This is a genomic window from Herbiconiux solani NBRC 106740 (assembly GCF_001571005.1).
Classification (GTDB): domain Bacteria; phylum Actinomycetota; class Actinomycetes; order Actinomycetales; family Microbacteriaceae; genus Herbiconiux; species Herbiconiux solani.
The window spans coordinates 183,821-201,243 of record NZ_BCST01000002.1; the positions used below are offsets into that span (position 1 = coordinate 183,821).

Genomic DNA, 17,423 nt, shown 5'->3' on the forward strand with positions numbered 1-17,423 from the left:
AGGCGCGCCCGCGAGCTCAGACGCCACGGAAGGCTCGGCGTACTCGCCGGACCTCAGACTCCACGGAGGGGTCGGCTACGCGCCCGCGCTCAGACACCGCGGAGAACTCGGCATGCGCGCCGGAACTCAAGCTCCACGGAGTGCTCGGCGCACGCGCAGGAGCTCAGACACCACGGAGAACTCGGCATGCGCGCCGGCACTCAAGATCTGCGGAGGGCCCGGCGTGTGCGCCGGCGCTCAGGCGCTCCGCCCGTCCGCCCGACTCCGGCGGCGCAGCCCGAGCACCATTCCGCCGAGCAGCATCGCGGCGAGGGCGCTGCCGACGAGCCCGGCGGCGAAGCCCGGCCCCTCTGCACCCGTCGCGGCCAGCTGACGGTCCGGCAGCGCGGCCGGCACGGGCACCGGCACCACCGCGGGAGCGGGGAGAGCGGCCAGGAACGCCGCCGCATCCACTCGCCCGCTGCCGGTCGCATCTCGGTCGGCGATCGCCGGGAACCCGCTCGATACGGGCACCGCCGTCGACAACAGAGCGGCCCGCAGCTCGGCCGGCGTGGCCGCCGGCGAGTACTGCCGCCCGAGCGCGACGACAGCGGCCACCGAGGGCGCCGCCGCCGAGGTGCCCCAGAACGCGTACACGCCGGGCCGGCCCTCGACCGGGCGGTGGCTGCTGAAGAAATTGGTGAGGATGCGGTCGACACCCGTGACATCGGGCTTCGGCCGGGTCACGGGAGCGGGCAGCGGCCGGGGCACCGGCGACACGAGGTCGTCGACCGCGAAGTACTCCGAGACGGGTCCGACCGAGCTGAAGTCCTCGGCCGTTCCCGGAGCTTCCGCCGGGGCCGCCGCCACCGAGACCGCGAGCGGGCTCCCGCCGTGGCCGGCGATCGTCGACCCGACGCGGTCGTCGCCGACCGTGCCGTAGTACTCCGAGGCGATGATCGTGCCGCGGAAGGCCCAGATCCACTTCAACGCGGGAGTGATCGCCGCCGGCGCCCCGGCGCTCAGGTCGCGCACGATCGAGAAGCCGTAGGCGCCGTCGAGCGGCGGCTTGTAGCCCCCGGAGTCGATGGCGAGCCCGTCGGCCGTCTCACCCAGGATGCTCGTGGCACCCGCCGGGTCGGTGACCGCGAGCCGGAAGGCGCCCTTCGCGAAGCCCCAGGCCTCGGACCACTGCAGTGCGAACGTGACCGGGTCGGCGGTCGCGGGCAGCCCGAGTCGGTCGGTCGGGTCGGCGGGGCCGCCCTGGGCGAAGTCCATGCAGTCGAAGGGTCCGGACGTGGCACTCGGGCGGGAGGCGAGTGCGTCGAGCACCGCGGCCGGGCAACCGGTCGGGCGGTAGGCGGTGGTCTGCCAGCCGTTCACGGCGTAGCCCGCGCTGTCGTACCCCGGCTCACCGACGTTGTTGTAGTTACCGGCGCTGGTGAGGTAGGTCACGCCCTGGCGTTCGGCCTCCGTGATCGCCCAGGCGACCGGGCCGTCGTGGTAGAACGGCTCCCCGAACAGGAAGATGTCGTCCACGATCACCGTCGCACCCGCCGCGGTGAGGGCGAGGATCGCGTCGTGGAACGTCATGTCGTCGATCCCGACCGCGGCGAAGGCGAGCTTCGCACCCGGAGCGATGCTGTGCACCACCTGCGCCATCCCGCGGCCCTCGTCGGTGACGCCCTGGGTGCCGTCGTCGGTGATCACCGCGACGGGCTGCTCGTGCCCGCAGGGGTTGCCCGGCCCGGGCAGCAGTCCGTCGGCGACGTCCTGGTCGGGGGTGCTGAGGGCGGTCGTGCTACGCGCGTAGGAGTCGGAGATGATCCCGACCGTCACCCCGCTCCCGTCGACCCCGCGCGTGGCGGCAGCGAGGTCGGCCCGCAGCGGTGCGGCCCCCACCGCCTCGACGGCCCGGCACCCGCCCGCGGCCGCGGCCCCGACGACAGAGGCAGTGGATGCGACGGTGGTGGATGCGGCGCCGGTCGCGCCGGCGGCCTCAGCGACCGTCGGCGTCCGCCCCTCGTCCGAGGTCGCGGGCTGCAGGGCCTCGACCACGGATGCGACACGCGGCAACGCGGCCACCGCCTCGAGACTGCCGGGTGCCACGTAGGCGCTCGCCCGGGCGAAGTCGATCGAGGTCGCCTGCACGTCGGCGAGCGCCGCCAGCGCGGCGAAGTCGGCTTCGGACGGCCGGGTGGCGTAGCGGATCGACACCGCCACCCGCCCCTCCTCGACCTGGAGGCTCCCGGCGCCGTCCTCGGCGATCCCGAGCTCGTCGGCGCTGTCGTCCGGGTCGGATCCCGCGGGCAGCTCGGCCACGGCCTCAAGCCGATCCGACAGCCCCACCACGTCGGCGAACACCTCGTCCCCGCCCGCTCCGTCCCCGCCAGCAGCACCCGGCCCGCCAGGAGCGCTCGACCCGCCCGGCGAACTCGGCCCGCCCGGCCCCCCAGCAGCACCCGGCCCGCCCGGCGCATCCGTCGCAGCGACCGCCGCCATCGGCGGGGCCACCACCCCCGGGGCCAGCAGTCCGATGGTCACGAGGCTCGCGCCGGCCAGCAGCCGCGACACCCTCCCGGTCGTCGTCATGTTCCCCCACAGCACAGCCACACGCTAGCGCACCGGTCCGGCCCCTCCGCAACCTCCCCCACCGCGGCAACGACGGAGAATCCGCCCCGGCGCGGCCACCGACGGATCGTCAGCCCCAACGAGCGCACACCCTCCGTCGTTACCGCCGGGGCGCTGCCGTTCGCACGCCGGAGCAAGCCGCGTCAAGGCACCCGCGCACGATTGGGGCCGACCGCCCGCCCGTTGTTATCGTGAGACGTCCCCGCCGCGCGCGGGGCAGGCGCCGGGGGTCGGCGCCATCGACGATGGGGGAAGACCATGGGCGCGACCCGACGCACCGCACGAGCCACCGCACCCCGCACGACGAGTGCGGGCACGAGGGCAGCACGCCTGGCCGCAACAGGATGCGCGGCCCTCACCCTGGGCGTTCTCACCTTGGGCCTCGCAGCCCCGGCCACCGCATCCCCCCTTCCCGCCGCGCCCACCGCATCCACCATCGCCAGCGCGCCCGTCGCCTCCACCGCTACCGGCACCGCATCCACCGTCGCCGCCGCGTCCACCGCCGTCGCTACCACCACGACCGCACCCGCACCCGCACCCACCCCCACCGAAACCACCCCCGTCTCCATCCCCGTCGACTTCGCCACGATCGCCGACAGCAACGGCCGGTTCTACCCCACCGTCGACATCCTCCTCGGCACCAACCCCGAGCCGTACACCGTCATCCTCGACACCGGCTCGACCGCGCTCGTCATGTTCCACGACGAGATCCCGGGCGCGACAACGACGGATGCGCCCGCCAAGGTGCAGTACGTCGGCTCCGGCACGAGCGGAACCATCGCCACCGCCGACTTCTCTATCGGCGGCCAGACCGCGAGCGACGTGAACTTCCTCGCCGGGGACTGCACCGCGACCAGCTGCCTGTTCGGCGGCATGGCCTTCGACGGCATCATGGGCATCGGCCAGACGCTGCAGGAGCAGGAGAGCTCCTCCTCGCCCACGACCTACCCTTGGTACAGCCCGCTCCGCCAGTTCGACGACTCCGCGCTGAGCGCCGGCTACAGCCTCGGCTTCACCGAGCAGGACAACGTCATGACCTCCGGCACCCTGACCCTCGGCGCCCCGTCCGTCACGGCGAGCACTCCCGGCGTGACGGCGATCCAGGCCGCCCTCGACTCCGGCAGCTACCCGAACGCCCTCGGCAGCCCGGTCTACCAGAAGGCCGTCCCCCTCTGCTGGAGCGTCGAGGAGGTCGCTCCGCTCTGCCAGGCGACCACGATCGACAGCGGCGCACCGGTCGCGATGCTCACCGGCTCGCAGTTCTCGTCCCTCTCGACCGACCTCGTCTCCGACCAGACCGGCCTCGACCCCGAGACCGTGATCGGCACGATCGCCGACGGCAAGAGCCTCTCCTTCTCGGCCACCGCCGGCGGCTCCTCGATCGCGAGCTGGGTCGCGACCCGCGGCATCCACCGCGTGGAGCTCTACGACTCCATCCCCGATGGGCACCTCAACACCGGCAACGCCTTCTTCATCGGCCGCACCCTCTCCTACGACGCCGCGACCGGCCAGATCCTCGTGCAGGCGGGCGCCCCCGCCCCTGTCTCCCCCGCCGTCACGGCCACGGCCACCGGCTCGGGAACGGTCACGGCCCTCTGGTCCGACCCCGAGCCCGAGCCCGCCGCCGACCCCGCTGCCGGCGCCGGCGCCACCGAGCCCGCTGCCGCCGCCACCACCGCATCCACCCTCGCAGCCGCCGCCCCGCGCCCCGCCGAAGCCCTCACCGACCGTCTGGTGCGGGTGAAGGATGCGGCCGGCCACACGGTCCGCCGCTTCAACCTCCCGGGCGAGGCCACCACGACCACCATCACGGGCCTCGTCGACGGGCAGACCTACTCGGTCGAGATCGCCTCGGCCAACCACCGCGGAGTCAGCGACTACGCCGCCGCGACCGTCACCCTCGATGCCGGGAACACCACAGCACCCGCCGCTTCGGCCGGGCCCACCGGAACGCGCCTCGCCGACACGGGCGTCACGGCCTCGTCACCGATCCTCGCGGCCCTGTCCTCGCCGCTCGCGCTCGGCCTCGTCGCCGCGAGCATCCTGGCCGGCGCCCTGCTCGCGACCGCCACCCGAGGTCGCCGCCGCGACACCCTCTGACCCCCGAGCAGCGCCCCCGAGCGCGAGCCGTCGGACGGCCACGCGGGCGCACGCGACCACGAGCCCAGACCGCCAGGCGAGCCGGCCCGACCCCGAACTCAGACCGCCACGCGAGCCCGAGCCTGAGCCCGGCCCCCACCCCTCAGCCCGCAGCCCCCGCCGCGCTCCCGGCCAGATCGGCGGCGATCCGCGTCCGCGACCGCTCCTCGAGAAACACGCAGAGGGCCGACGCCCGCGCGAGCTGATCCGACAGCGTCTGCACGCCGGTCGCGTCGAGCACGAGGTACTCGTCCCGCGGCGCGAAGTGCACCTCCCAGGAGGCCTCGCCCGGCGCGGTCGGATGCAGATACACCTCGGTCGACGCGTTCGACAGCCGCACGACGATCAGTCCCGTGTCCGAGTCCGGCCCGTCGTCGTGCCGCAGCACGTCGAGCCCGCGATCCGGGATCTCACCGGGCTCGAACTCCTGCACCCACTGTTCGAGCATCTCCTTGGTGCGGAATGGCATGACCGACTCCCCCCGTGCTCGCCGCCGAGCCCGTCCCGGCGTGTCCCTCTATTACTAGCAGAGCGCCGGCCCCAGCCCGTGCGCTCTCCGTAGCAGAGCGTCCGACGACGGATGCGTGGCGACCTCCCCACCCGACGATCGGATGCGCCACCTGGCGCCCACGCGCCCGTCACGGTTGAATCGACCATGGACCCCATCTACTGGATACCCATCGGCCTCATCCTCGTGATCGCGATCGTCATGGTCGGCTACTCCTACTGGCGTGGCGAGAAGGGCAAGCTCGACGTCGAGAGGCGCGCCGAACTCGACGGCCGGGAGGCCGATGCCACCCGCGACACCCGCCCCGCCCGCGGCGACGAACAGACGCCCTGATCGCGCCCGGCAATCAGGATCCCGATCGCCCCGAGTCGCGCACCCCAGAACTGGGGGTTCGTCGGGGCCCGGGGCGTGGGCGCGCGAACGATACGCTCGCACTGACTCGGCGCGCCCCGTCACCCACCCGGCGCGCCGAGTCATCGACCCCCGTGCGGGATCGACGCCCGCGGCGTAGGTTGACGACAGATCGATGCGATAGATCGATGTGACGCGGCCGGGATTTCAGCTGCGTCGGTCAGGAAGACGGTGAGCGTGACGGTGTGGGTGGTCCTCGACATCACCGAGTGGTCGCGCGACATCGTCGGGGTCTTCGCCACCCGGGATGCCGCGATCAGCGCAATGGACCGCACGAGCTCGTGGGGCTTCAGCCTCGAGGAGTGGGTCGTCGAGGGCGGCGATCACGCAGTGGGAAGCGCGAGCGGCGCAGGGAGCGCTAACAGCGCGACGAGCGCGAGAAGCGCCGGCGGCAGGGCTGGAAGCGCCGGCGGGTCACCAGCGTCCGCGTGAGGACGCCTCGGTCGCGGCGGCGGGATCCTCGACCGGCTCCTCGATCAGGCGCAGGTCGCCGTCGTTCGCCGAGGAGATCAGCTGCTTGAGCCAGGTGCGGTTCAGCACCGGCGGGCGGGTGCCGTAGAAGTAGAAGTGGATCATCGACGCCGGGCTCACCCAGATCGAGTGCCGGCCGCCCTCGTCGTCCGAGCCGGACTCCCACGAGAACGAGAACGACTCGTTGCGGCGCAGCTTCGCGAACACCGCCACCTTCAGGTGGGCGAGGGCGCGGTCGTCGATCTCCACCTCGTAGCCGTCGCGGCCACCGTAGATCAGCTTTCCCACCAGGCCCGCTCTTCCGTCGTCGTGCTCCCAATCTAGCAAGCCGAACCGTCCGCCTTCCGGGCTTGACAACGATCCGCGCATCCACGACGAGTCGCGCACCGCGCCACGCTCCCGGGCGTCACCGGGCGTGCGGTTCTCCCCGGCAGGTTTGCGGTCGCGGCCCCCGGATTGCGGTTCCCGGCCCGGCCCCGTGCGCTTCACTGAAAACACGATGAACAGTGCCCTCGCCGACACCGCTGCCCGCGACCTGACCCGGGCGTTGCGACGCCTGGCCCTGGTCGCACCGCACGGGTCCTTCTCCGAGTCCTCCCCGGGCCTCGCCGTCCTCCGTTCCGGCAGTGCTGTGCCGACCCTCAACGGCGTCGTCAGCTGGGTGCCCGCCCCCGACCCCTCCACCGTGGGGATGCTCGCCGGGGAGGCGGCCGCGGCCGGACCGCCCTGGAGCATCCAGTTGCGCCGCGCCCCGTCCCCCCTCGTGCTGGGGGTGGCGAGCGGGCACGGCCTCGCCCGAGACCGCACTCTCGACCTTCTCGGTCTGCCCGATCTCGACGCGCACGGCGCCGAACCCGCCGCGCGGGCCGGGTTCCGGGTGCGCCCCGTTCAGGCCAGGCACGGCCGGAGCCGGCGCGCCTGGGCCGGTGCCCTCTCCCGCGGTTTCGGGATGCCGCCGGCCGCATTCGGCGACCTCTGCTCGCGGGCCGTGCTCGACGACGAGCACTTCACCGCCTACCTCGGCGAGGAGGGCGAGCTGCCGGTCGCGACCGGGTTCAGCGCCCTCGAAGACGGGGCGCTCGGCATCTTCGGGGTCTCGACCCACCCCGCTCACCGCGGCCGGGGTGCCGGGCGCGCGGTGCTCGCGCGCATCCTCTTCGACGGCTACGCCCGCGGAGCCAGTCGCGCCTACCTGCAGGCGCCGGCCGAATCCGCCCGGCGCTACTCCGACTTCGGCTTCGAACGCCTCGAGAGCTGGAGCTACCTCGTCGCGGCCCGATAGGCCCGCAAACGACCCCGCCGCCCGTCAGACCGGGCGCGACCCTGCCGCCCGCTAAGCCGCGCCCGCGTCCGAACCGCCGCTAGGCCGGGTCGACGTTCGGGTCGCCGAGATCGAGATCGAGCTCCTCGAACGGCAGGTCGAGGTCGAGCCGCGCCGCCGGCACGGCCACCGAGCGGGCCGGGCTCACCGTGCCCAGCCGCCGGGTGAGCTCGTCGACCGATCGCGAGAAGTCCGGCTCGGCCCCGTGTCCTCCCTCCGGCACCGCCAGCATCGGCGTGCCCCGGCCGACGACGAAGGCGGCCGAGCTGAACCCGTCCTCCGCGGCGGAGTCGGCGGGCGGCTCGGCGAGGATCGGGATCTCGATCACCTCGGCGACGCCTTTCGTCGTGAGCGCGGCGGTGAGCTCGATGAGGGCGCGTGCCACGTCATCCGAGGTCAGCACCGATTCGCCGGCGTACGAGATCCGCTTCATCTCCTCACCCTCCCCCCGACGCGGAGTTCCCGCATCCGATGCCCGGCAAGTCCCCGGCCACCGGCACCCTGGAGACCGCGCCGGAGCGACCCCGCCGCCGCGATCGCCCGGCCACCGGCACCGCCGGGCCGGTTCATGCGCGCGAGCGGAGCAGGGTGAAGGATCCGTCCCGCACGATGAGGGTGGTGGCCCCCTCCTCGACGTCCTGCTCCTCGTCAGAGGAGACCGCGAGCTCCCAGGCGTCGCCCGGCGCCTCCGGCAGCGCGAACTCCACCCCGTTCTCGGCCGCGTTCAGCAGCAGCGCGAACGAGTCGGCACCCGGATGCCCGAGCACGAAGGTGATCGAGCGGGCGTCGGGGTTGTCCCAGTCGTCGTCGCTGAACGAGTGGCCGTCCGAACGCATGGTGTCGACCGTGTCCTGGGGGTCGTCCGGCGCATCCGGAGCCTGGCGGAACCAGGCCGGGTGCAGGGCGACGTTCTCGGCCCGCAGTGCGATCAGCTTCTGCGTGAACGCCAGCAGCGACTCGTCGACGTGCGCCCAGTCGAACCACGACACCTCGTTGTCCTGGCAGTAGGCGTTGTTGTTGCCGCCCTGGGTGCGCCCGATCTCGTCGCCGCCGAGGATCATCGGCACCCCGGCCGAGAGCAGCACGGTCGCCATCAGGTTGCGGCGCTTGCGGGCGCGGCGCTCGTTCACGCCCGGGTCGTCGGTCGGCCCCTCGGCGCCGCCGTTCGACGAGCGGTTGTCGCTCTCGCCGTCGTTGTTGTCCTCGCCGTTGGCCGCGTTGTGCTTGACGTCGTATGAGGTGAGATCGGCGAGGGTGAACCCGTCGTGCGCGGTGACGAAGTTGACGCTCGACAGCGGCGAACGCCGGGAGGCCTCGTACACGTCGGGCGAACCCAGGATGCGCTGCGAGACGGTGCCGAGCACCGAGTCGGTGCCGTTCCAGAAGTCGCGCACGTCGTCGCGGAACTTCCCGTTCCACTCGGACCAGTCGGCGGGGAAGCCGCCGACCTGGTAACCCGCGGTGTCCCAGGGCTCGGCGATCATCTTGACCGGCGCGAGGGTCGGATCCTGGGCGATCAGGTCGAGGAAGGCGCTGTGCAGCTCTGCGTCGCCGCCCTGCCGGGTCAGGGTCGTGGCGAGGTCGAACCGGAAGCCGTCGACGTGCATCTCGGTGACCCAGTAGCGCAGCGAGTCCATGATCAGGCCGAGCGCCGCGGGGTGGCTCACGTTGAGGCTGTTGCCCGTGCCGGTGGTGTCGAAGTAGTGCTGCTCGTCGCCCTCGACCAGGCGGTAGTACGCCGGGTTGTCGATGCCCTTGAAGCTCAGGGTCGGGCCGAGGTCGTTGCCCTCGGCGGTGTGGTTGTAGACCACGTCGAGGATGACCTCGAGCCCGGCCTCGTGGAAGGCCTTCACCATCTGCTTGAACTCGACCACCTGACGGCCGTCGGCCTGGTCGGCCCCACCGAGGCTGTACTCGTTGTGCGGGGCGAAGAACCCGATCGAGTTGTAGCCCCAGTAGTTGCGGAGGCCCTTCTCCTCGAGGTGGCTGTCCTGCACGAACTGGTGCACGGGGAGCAGCTCGACGGCGGTGACCCCGAGGTCGGTGAAGTGTTTGAGGGCGGCAGGATGCGCGAGACCGGCGTAGGTGCCCCGGATCTCCTCGGGCACGTCGGGGTGCTGCATGGTGAAGCCCTTGACGTGCGTCTCGTACACGACGGTCTCGGAGAGCAGGCGGCGGGGCGCCCGGTCGTCTCCCCAGTCGAACGAGGCGTCCGTGATGACGCAGCGCGGGGTCACGGGGGCGGAGTCGGTGTCGTTCCGCGTCTCCGGGTCGTCGAGGTCGTGGCCGAAGAACGCCTGGTTGTCGGCGGCCCAGTCGTAGGCGCCCTCGATCGCGGTGGCGTGCGGGTCGAGCAGCAGCTTGTTGACGTTGTGCCGGAGGCCCCGGGCGGGATCCCACGGGCCGTCGACGCGGATGCCGTAGCGGGTGCCGACGCCGGCGCCGTCGACGAAGCCGTGGAACACGTGGCCGGTGCGCTCGCTCAGGCGCAGGCGGGTCTCGGAGCCGGACTCGTCGAAGGTGCAGGCGTAGACGCTGTCGGCGGTCTCGGAGTAGATGGCGAGGTTCACGCGGCCGTCGATCATGCTGACGCCGAGGGGATAGGGAAGGGAACGCGATTCGGGCATGATCTCCATCAAGGCATGAGAAGACCCGATCGGCACGGGGGTGCTGCGACCTGTATCGTGTGCAATGCCGCGTGTCCGATGGAGGCTGCGCGAAGCAGATCCTATGGGGGGACCACAGTGAACACGCGTGTCAAGAACAGAGTCATCGCCGGGCTCGTCGCAGCCGGGCTCGTCGGAGGCTCGAGCCTCCTCGTCGCGGGTCCCGCGAACGCCGACCCGGGGGATGCATCCGCCATCGGTGCCGCCGGGGTCTTCACCTTCCACTTCGGCAAGGTCTTCAACTACGAGCAGTCCAACGCCCTCGGCGTGCTGGGGGTCTCGAACCCGGGCCAGGATGAGACCTCGCTGAACAACCAGACGCTGCTGCAGATCCCCTTCGCCTCGCTCACCCTGGCGAACGTGACCTCTGCCGTGCAGAGCGACGACACCGCCGCGCGGGCGTTCTCCTCGGTCGCGACCACCTCGGCGAACCTGTTCGGCCTCAGCCTGGTCAGCCTGGACTCGGCCACGGCCGCAGCTCAGTGCGAGGTGGGCGGAGACCCGGCCGCCGCGGTCGACGTCGCGGGGCTCCGCATCCTCGGCATCCCGGTCACGCTCGACGAGAACACCCCGGCCGTGTCGCAGTCCGCGAACTTCCCGGCAGCCGTCGGCACCGGCAACGGCGCCGAGACGGTCGACCTCAGCGGGGTCAAGGTCACGGTCAACGTCGCGCAGATCCAGGAAGCCACGGATGACCTCGCGGTCGGCATCTCGCTGGCCGTGCAGGTGGTCGTCGAGGGCAGCTTCACCGACACCGACGCCACCGTCGTCACGCTGCCGCCCGCGACCGTCGCCACCAACCTCATCCTGGCCAGCGCCAGCTGCGAGACGCCCGCCGTCGCGCCGGTGACCCCGCTCACCGCGACCGGCATCACCCCCGCGCACGGCACCTCGGCCGGCGGCCAGACGGTCACCGTCACCGGAACCGGCTTCGTGCCCGGCACCACGGTCTCCTTCGCGGGCGTCCCCGCGACGAACGTCGTGGTCGCCGAGGACGGCACCTCGCTGACCGCCGTCACCCCGGCCGGCACCGCGGGCTCGACCGCCGCCGTGCTGCTGACCAACCCGAACGGCACGACCGCGACGCTCGGCTACGCCTACGACGCGATCGTCCCCGTCACCCCGGTGACGCCGATCATCCCGGCCGGCACGGGCGGAACGACGCTGGCCGCGACCGGAACCGACCCGGCTCCGCTCGCCGCGGGTGCCGCCGGAGTGCTCGGCCTCGGCCTCCTCCTGGCTGCCGCCGCGCGCCTGCGCCGCCGCGCCCTCTAACCCCGGGCGGCGCCCCACCACCACGCACCACGCACCACCCGGGGCGCCCAGCACCCCTCCCCACTTCGCCGAGAAGTCACCTTCACGTCCAAATCCCCGGGTTTAGACGTAGAAGTGACTTCTCGGTGAGGTGGTTAAGGGGTCACGGGCCACGAGGTCACGGGCCCAGGGCCACGAGGTCACGGGGCGAGGGGCGGGAACGCGAAGGCGCGGATCTCGAGGAGCACCGCTGCGAGCCCCGCGACCTGGTGCTCCACGATCGCCTGCCCGAGCTCGAGCGACGCCGCCGTCGGGTCGCCCAGCACCCCCGAGACCGAGAGGTCGTCGGTCACCCACGCCGTCGGCACCGCCCCCTCGAGGCTCAGGTGCCGGAAGCCCTCGAACACCGACCCCGCCCCGGCGCCGTCCCGCACCGCGCGGTCGATGTGCACGAGTGCCGGCTCGAGCGCCCAGACGATGCTCGTCTCGATCTGACCACCGTGGATGCCCCAGTCGGCATCCACGGGCTCGATCCCGTCCGGCAGGCCCAGCCGCCCCGGCATCATCGGGAAGACCTCGAGGCCGGCCTCGACCCGGATGTCCCGCGCGACCACGTCCAGCAACCCCGGCTGCCCGCCGTGGCCGTTCACGAACACCAGCTTGCGGAATCCCGAGGCCGCGAGCGACCGCCCGAGGTCCAGGCACACCGCCATCAGGGTCGCCGCGCTCAGGGCGACCGTGCCGGCGCGGCCGAGGTGCTCGGTCGACTTGCCGTAGCTCAGCGTCGGCAGCTGCCAGACGTTGGAGCCCTCGGGGAGCCGTGCGATCGCGAGCTCGCTCATCCGCTCGGCGACGAGAGCATCGGTCACGACGGGCAGGTGCGGCCCGTGCTGCTCGATCGCGCCGATCGGCTGCACCACGACCGCATCCGACTTGTCGATCGCGGCGATCTCGTCGGTGGTGAGCCGGGCGAGCAGGGGGCTGGTGGTCATGGGGCGGCCTTTCGTACAAAAGAAGAGGCCCCGCCGCGCGCCGGACGGCGGACGACGGGGCCTCACGGGTGGGGCGGGAGTTACTTGCTGAGCCCGATCGAGGTGTCGATGAACTCGTTGGTGTAGATGTCGGTGGCCTTCAGCCCGTCCGCCGGCGGGGTGCCGAGCTTCTCGAACACCGGCACGATCTTGTCGAAGACGTCCGAGACCCGGGAGTCCTCGAAGTCGCCGATGGTGTCGTTCGGGCCGTTGCTCACGAGGCCGATCGCCAGCGAGGTGTCGATCGAGTAGTCGGCGACGCCCTGGGTGTAGACCCAGCCCGTGTCGTACTCGTCGACGAGCTTCAGGATGAGGTCGACCGTCTGCTGCGGGTCGGTGTAGAAGTCGACCTCGGCCTGCTGCATGACGGGCACGAGCGCCTTGAGGCAGTCGGCCTTCGCCGTGACGTCCTCGCTGCGCACCGAGACCGCGCCGTAGTAGATCGGGTAGCCGAGGTCGTTGATCAGCTGGTACTTGACCGGCTTCATCCAGTCTGCGACCTCGTTCTGGTAGATGTAGGGCTCGGCCGAGGCGAAGCCCTGCTGGGCGTCCTTGCCGCCGGCGGCGACGAAGGATGCGGGGGTGCCGTCGTAGGAGCCGTCGGTCTGCGACTCGGGGATGATCCCGGCCGCCATCAGGTACTCCATGTAGGCCGAGCCACCGAAGTAGCGCACGGTCGCGCCGTCGGCCAGCACGTCCTTGACGCCCTTCGCGTCGGGATAGGTCTCCGGATCCCACATGATCATGGTCGGCGCGATGTCCAGCGGCGTGTAGACGGCCGTCGTGGGCATGTCGGCCGAGAGCTGCACGGCCTCGTCGGTCGAGACGTAGCCGAGCAGGATGTCGGGGTCGGTGTACATCTGGCTGGTCACGGTCTGGAAGCCGATCGCAGGCCCTCCGGCCCGGATCTCGACGTTGACGCCGGTGTACTCGCCCTTGGACATCAGGGGGCCGGAGACGGTCTTGTTCTGCGCATCGATCGTGTAGTCCGTGCCGAGCATGTCGTAGAGGTGGCCGTGCTCGGCCTCCGGGTTCCAGTCGGTCTGGATGACGACGTTCGCCGGGCAGACGCCCGAGAGGTCGGTGGAGCCGATCGCGAGGTCGGCGGCCGGGCTGCTGTCGCCGCCCGACGACGATCCGCTGGAGCAGGCGGTGAGGGCGACGGCCGCGGTGACCACGAGGCCGGTGGCCAGGATCACTCGGGATGTTCTGCGGGACATGGGTCTCCTTGTGGGTGCGGGTTGGGGATGCCGGGGTGATCGGGAGGTGCTGTGTGATCGGGAGGTGCTGTGGTGCGGGGTGGGGCTGGTTCAGCCGAGCGCGAGCGCGCGGCGGCCCGCGAAGACGACCGCGAGGTCGTCGTCGTCGAGCGGTTCGGGGGTGCCGGCGACCACGAGGTCGTAGAAGCCGGGGAGGGTCGACTCCTCGGGCTGCGAGCCGAGGTCGTTGGTCATGATCGTGACCGAGTAGAGCTTCTCGGTGGTGGAGGTGTTGACGATGTGATGCACCGACCCGATCGGCAGCGTGAGCACGTCGCCCGCGGTGACCGGCACCTCGTTCTCGTCGCTGTAGGCGACGCCGGATCCCTTGAGGAAGAGGAAGACCTCCACCGAGTCGGGGTGCGAGTTGTCGGGCTGGGCGCCCTCCGGGTCCCAGATCTCCAGGAACACGCTCGACGGCGACCCGTCGACCGGCCCGGTGAGCGGCACCAGCCGCACGGTGTCCTCGGGCGAGATGCGGTAGGCGGTGTAGCTGTCGAGCGCGGTGAGCACGGGGGCGTCGGCCATCAGCGGGTTCCTTCCAGGGAGGTGAGCGGGGCGGTGGTCGGGGTACCGGCGGAGAGCGGCGCAGCGGTCGAGAGCAGCGACGCCGTGAGGTCGGCCGCCGTCACGCAGAAACCGAAGCACTGGTCGACGTTGTAGATCGTGGCGTCGAGGCAGAACGCCGGCGACGTGGTGGCGCTGGCCTGCTCGACGAAGACGCAGTCGTAGCCGAGGCAGGCGGCGTCGATCAGCGTGGCGTACACGCACTGGTCGGCGTTGACGCCGGCGAACAGGATCGTGTCGACCCCGAGCATCCGGAGCGTCGAGTCGAGCGGGGTGTCCCAGAAACCGCTCATCCGGTACTTCGCGATACGGATGTCGGCGGGCAGGATCTCGAGCTCGTCGACGACGGCCGCTCCCCACGATCCCTCGGTCAGCACGCTCGGGCTGTCGGCGTGGCTCGCGCCGATGCCCTCCCCCGTGCCGGTGGGGTCGTACACGTGGATGACGTTGGGCGGCAGGTTGACCCGGTCGGCCCGGTTGCCCCAGCCGAGCCAGATCACCGGCACGTCGAGCGCGCGCAGCACCGGCAGCAGTTCGGCGATCGGCTCGATCGCCGAGCGGGCGGGGGTCACGTCGACGCCGATCGAGTCGAGCCAGCCGCCGGGGGTGCAGAAGTCGTTCTGCATGTCGACGACCACGAAGGCGGTACGGGCGGGGTCGAAGCGGATGGCGCCGGCCCGCGTGGGCACCCGCACGGTCGGCGCGGTCCCGGCTGCAGCGGCACCGGCAGCAGCACCCAAAGCGCCGGCACCCGCCGCAGCGGTCAGGTCGACCTCGGTGCCGGTCACGGTCCAGCGGCGTGGTCCTCGCATCTCCGCACCTCCGGGGTGTCCTGCATAATGGCGGTGGGCCTCTCCCGGCCGCCGGTAATCCCGATGGTAAGACCGGTTTATAACGGCGACATTTCGGCAGCGTCACGCGGACGTTTCACTTCCGAACGGCCCCCGACGAGCGAGGAATCGATGTCCGGCACCCGAGATCGACTGCTCGAGCTCTGGCGCGCCGCCGCCGAATCCGGCACCCCGCTGCCCTCCGAGGCGGCGCTCGCGGCCGAGCTCGGGGTGAGCCGCCCGACCGTGCGCGAAGAGCTCATCCGGCTCGAATCGGCGGGTCTGCTCACCCGGCTGCCCAACAGCGGCACCTTCCCCAACCGCTCGGCGCTCGAGATGGGGCTGCGGCTCGACCAGAGCTACGAGTTCTCGGACATGCTCCGGGAGGCCGGCTTCGAACCCGGCATGGAGGTGCTCTCCTCCTCCTGGTGCGAGCTCGACGCCTTCCGCGCCGACCGGCTCGGCGTGCGACCGGGCTCCCCCGCCTTCACGACCACCAAGCGCTGGACCGCGAACGGAATCCCCACCATGGTCGCGACCGACGTCATCCCGGCGCCCGCGCCGAAGCCCGGCGACCCGCTGCCCGACGCCTCCCTGACGGTCTTCGCCCTGGTGCAGGAGCTGCGCGGCTCGACCATCGAGTGGGAGCTGACCTGGCTCGAATCGAAGGTCGCCGACGCCGACGAACAGCGGATGCTGGGGCTGGCCGGCGCCGAGAGCGTGCTCGGAATCACCATGGCCGGCATCTCGGTGCTCGGCGCGAAGCTCTACCTCGCCGAGGAGACCCACCGGCAGGGCGTCGTGCCCTACGGCCTCATCCGCACGGTTCCGCACCGCTGACCGGCGACCCCAGCGCGCAGCCGGGAGACCCGGTGCACGAAAGGCTCAGGGCGCCGACGCTCAGCACCCCTCAGCTCAGTGCGCCGACGCCGCCAGCCGCAGCACCCGCGCGACCTCCTCGGCCGCCGGCACGAGCTGGGCGGCCGAGCGCTCGTAGGTCTCGTCGCTCCGGCGGTAGGGGTCGATCACGTCGTCGTCCTCGCTCGCGATGGGCGGCCCGACCTGGCCCTTCCGGGAGGCGACGAGCGCCACGACCTCGGCGAGGCCCGCACGGAGGTTCGGCGCCACGGCCGACGCGTCCACGATCGCCGCGTCGTCCAGCCCCTCGGAGAGCCGGGCGAACTCGCGGAGGGTGAAGGTCACCCCGACCTTCCGGGGCACGAGCTCGACGATCTCGCGCCGATGGCTCCGCGACATGGCGAGCACGAGATCGGCGCCGCCGACGATCGGCTCGGTGAAGTAGCGGGCGCGATGCGTGCTCGGGTCGCCGCCGAACCGCACCGAGAGGGCGGCGGCCTGGTCGGGCATCCGGTCGCCCTCGCCGGCGTAGGTGCCGGCGCTGGAGAAGTCGATGCCAGGGAGGTCCGCGAGCCGCGCCCGGAGCACCTGCTCGGCGAGCGGCGAGCGGCAGATGTTGCCGGAGCACACGGTGAGAACGGAGAAGTCGGCCACCCGTCTACGCTACTGTGTGACCACCTTCACGGCGCACAGGGGGATGACAGTGCAAGCGATGCGAGGCGGCCGGCGGGCCCCCACCCGATCGGCGCGGCCGGCCCTCCTGGGCCTGATCGGGATCGCTCTCGGTTCCCTGCTGCTGACCGGGTGCGTCCCCGCAGGCTCCGGACCCTCGACGTCCGCCGGCGCCTCGTCCACGGCCGCTCCGGATGCTGCGCCCGCGCCGGCCACCCCCGCACCGTCTGGCGACCCGGGCCTGGGCGCCACGGTGCCTCCCGGCGGCACGGCCGCCCCTCCGACCGAGGCGGCCGCGGCCGGCCCCGCCGGAGCCTCGGTCCCCTACCTCGTGATCGACGCCGGCGCCCTCACGGTCGTCACCGACGCCGGAGCCGTCGACTACGGCTACTCCGAGCCTGCGGCGCCCGCGATCGCCGCCCTGACCGCCCTCCTCGGAGCACCGGTCACGACCTACGCCGCACCGGGCAAATGCGAGGCCGGCTCGACGACGGCCACCTGGTCCTCGCTGAGCATCGACTACCCCGGGCAGGACCCCTCCGCGACGGGCGCCGACTTCACGGTCGTCACCCGCTCCGTGCCCGCGGCCGGGACGGGCGGGACGCTCGTCGACGTCGTCTCCCCGCACGGGGCCCGCGTGGGCGACCCCTTCGAGACCTACGCGCCCGCGGTCGCCGGAAACGAGCGGCTCACCGGCTCGACCTTCGACGTGGTCGTCGACACGGTGCGCGACGACACCCGCTCCACCTACGGCGTCGTCGTCACCGCCCAGGACGGCACGATCGCCGTCATCGCCGCGCCCGCCGATCTCGCCGCGGACTGCTGA

17 protein-coding genes are annotated in these 17,423 nt (G+C 72.2%); 7 read left to right on the top strand and 10 right to left on the bottom strand.

The features are described 5' to 3' along the window. Positions 1-237: 237 nt before the first annotated feature. Positions 238-2,586: a S8 family serine peptidase gene (locus tag HSO01S_RS04120; protein ID WP_157078899.1), complete on the bottom strand. Its 2,349-nt coding sequence runs from the start codon at positions 2,584-2,586 to the stop codon at positions 238-240. A gap of 282 nt (positions 2,587-2,868) precedes the next feature. Between HSO01S_RS04120 and HSO01S_RS04125 the strand changes: the two genes are divergently transcribed. Continuing rightward, complete coding sequence (locus tag HSO01S_RS04125; RefSeq protein ID WP_157078900.1) at positions 2,869-4,710, top strand: pepsin/retropepsin-like aspartic protease family protein; 1,842 nt, start codon at positions 2,869-2,871, stop codon at positions 4,708-4,710. Positions 4,711-4,852: 142 nt separating this feature from the next. Here the strand turns inward: HSO01S_RS04125 and HSO01S_RS04130 are convergent, their stop codons facing one another. After that, entirely contained in the window at positions 4,853-5,218 is a 366-nt protein-coding gene (locus HSO01S_RS04130) for a hypothetical protein (RefSeq protein WP_066039311.1), read from the bottom strand. Positions 5,219-5,404: 186 nt separating this feature from the next. Here HSO01S_RS04130 and HSO01S_RS04135 point away from each other — a divergent pair, with 186 nt between their 5' ends. Both HSO01S_RS04135 and HSO01S_RS04140 read left to right on the top strand, forming a co-directional pair. Beyond that, positions 5,405-5,590: a hypothetical protein gene (locus HSO01S_RS04135; RefSeq protein ID WP_066039312.1), complete on the top strand. Its 186-nt coding sequence runs from the start codon at positions 5,405-5,407 to the stop codon at positions 5,588-5,590. Positions 5,591-5,845: 255 nt separating this feature from the next. Continuing rightward, positions 5,846-6,100, top strand: coding sequence for a hypothetical protein (locus tag HSO01S_RS04140; RefSeq protein WP_157078901.1), 255 nt, complete (start codon positions 5,846-5,848; stop codon positions 6,098-6,100). On the opposite strand, the gene HSO01S_RS04145 is transcribed toward HSO01S_RS04140, so the two are convergent. Continuing rightward, positions 6,083-6,427 (bottom strand): DUF7882 family protein, encoded by a 345-nt coding sequence (locus tag HSO01S_RS04145; RefSeq protein WP_066039314.1) that lies wholly within the window; start codon positions 6,425-6,427, stop codon positions 6,083-6,085. The two genes, HSO01S_RS04140 and HSO01S_RS04145, sit on opposite strands and share 18 nt — an antisense overlap. A 211-nt stretch (positions 6,428-6,638) precedes the next feature. Here HSO01S_RS04145 and HSO01S_RS04150 point away from each other — a divergent pair, with 211 nt between their 5' ends. Continuing rightward, on the top strand, positions 6,639-7,421 hold the full coding sequence (locus HSO01S_RS04150) for a GNAT family N-acetyltransferase (RefSeq protein ID WP_066039315.1): 783 nt from the start codon (positions 6,639-6,641) through the stop codon (positions 7,419-7,421). Between the two features lie 79 nt (positions 7,422-7,500). On the opposite strand, the gene HSO01S_RS04155 is transcribed toward HSO01S_RS04150, so the two are convergent. After that, positions 7,501-7,893 carry a hypothetical protein gene (locus HSO01S_RS04155; protein ID WP_066039316.1) on the bottom strand — a complete coding sequence of 131 codons (393 nt, stop codon included), beginning with the start codon at positions 7,891-7,893 and terminating at the stop codon, positions 7,501-7,503. 133 nt (positions 7,894-8,026) lie between these two features. Beyond that, positions 8,027-10,087 carry a glycogen debranching protein GlgX gene (gene glgX, locus HSO01S_RS04160; RefSeq protein WP_066039608.1) on the bottom strand — a complete coding sequence of 687 codons (2,061 nt, stop codon included), beginning with the start codon at positions 10,085-10,087 and terminating at the stop codon, positions 8,027-8,029. A 117-nt stretch (positions 10,088-10,204) separates the two neighbouring features. Between glgX and HSO01S_RS04165 the strand changes: the two genes are divergently transcribed. Beyond that, the gene (locus HSO01S_RS04165; protein WP_066039317.1) at positions 10,205-11,401 is read left to right on the top strand and encodes an IPT/TIG domain-containing protein; all 1,197 of its coding nucleotides are present in this window, start codon (positions 10,205-10,207) and stop codon (positions 11,399-11,401) included. Positions 11,402-11,580: 179 nt separating this feature from the next. Here HSO01S_RS04165 and HSO01S_RS04170 read toward each other — a convergent pair whose 3' ends face one another. From HSO01S_RS04170 to HSO01S_RS04185, 4 genes are all read right to left on the bottom strand, one after another. Continuing rightward, complete coding sequence (locus tag HSO01S_RS04170) at positions 11,581-12,372, bottom strand: creatininase family protein (protein ID WP_066039318.1); 792 nt, start codon at positions 12,370-12,372, stop codon at positions 11,581-11,583. 80 nt (positions 12,373-12,452) lie between these two features. Then, positions 12,453-13,631: a nitrate ABC transporter substrate-binding protein gene (locus tag HSO01S_RS04175; RefSeq protein ID WP_066039319.1), complete on the bottom strand. Its 1,179-nt coding sequence runs from the start codon at positions 13,629-13,631 to the stop codon at positions 12,453-12,455. 90 nt (positions 13,632-13,721) lie between these two features. Then, positions 13,722-14,198, bottom strand: coding sequence for a cupin domain-containing protein (locus HSO01S_RS04180; RefSeq protein ID WP_066039320.1), 477 nt, complete (start codon positions 14,196-14,198; stop codon positions 13,722-13,724). Then, the gene (locus tag HSO01S_RS04185; protein WP_084361289.1) at positions 14,198-15,049 is read right to left on the bottom strand and encodes a cysteine hydrolase family protein; all 852 of its coding nucleotides are present in this window, start codon (positions 15,047-15,049) and stop codon (positions 14,198-14,200) included. The genes HSO01S_RS04180 and HSO01S_RS04185 overlap by 1 nt, the downstream gene beginning before the upstream one ends. A 150-nt stretch (positions 15,050-15,199) precedes the next feature. On the opposite strand from HSO01S_RS04185, the gene HSO01S_RS04190 reads away from it, so the two are divergent. Continuing rightward, positions 15,200-15,907, top strand: coding sequence for a GntR family transcriptional regulator (locus HSO01S_RS04190; protein WP_066039321.1), 708 nt, complete (start codon positions 15,200-15,202; stop codon positions 15,905-15,907). 75 nt (positions 15,908-15,982) lie between these two features. Here the strand turns inward: HSO01S_RS04190 and HSO01S_RS04195 are convergent, their stop codons facing one another. Next, positions 15,983-16,579, bottom strand: a complete 597-nt coding sequence (locus HSO01S_RS04195) for an arsenate reductase/protein-tyrosine-phosphatase family protein (RefSeq protein ID WP_066039322.1) — start codon at positions 16,577-16,579, stop codon at positions 15,983-15,985. Between the two features lie 49 nt (positions 16,580-16,628). On the opposite strand from HSO01S_RS04195, the gene HSO01S_RS18630 reads away from it, so the two are divergent. Further along, on the top strand, positions 16,629-17,423 hold the full coding sequence (locus HSO01S_RS18630) for a hypothetical protein (RefSeq protein ID WP_157078903.1): 795 nt from the start codon (positions 16,629-16,631) through the stop codon (positions 17,421-17,423).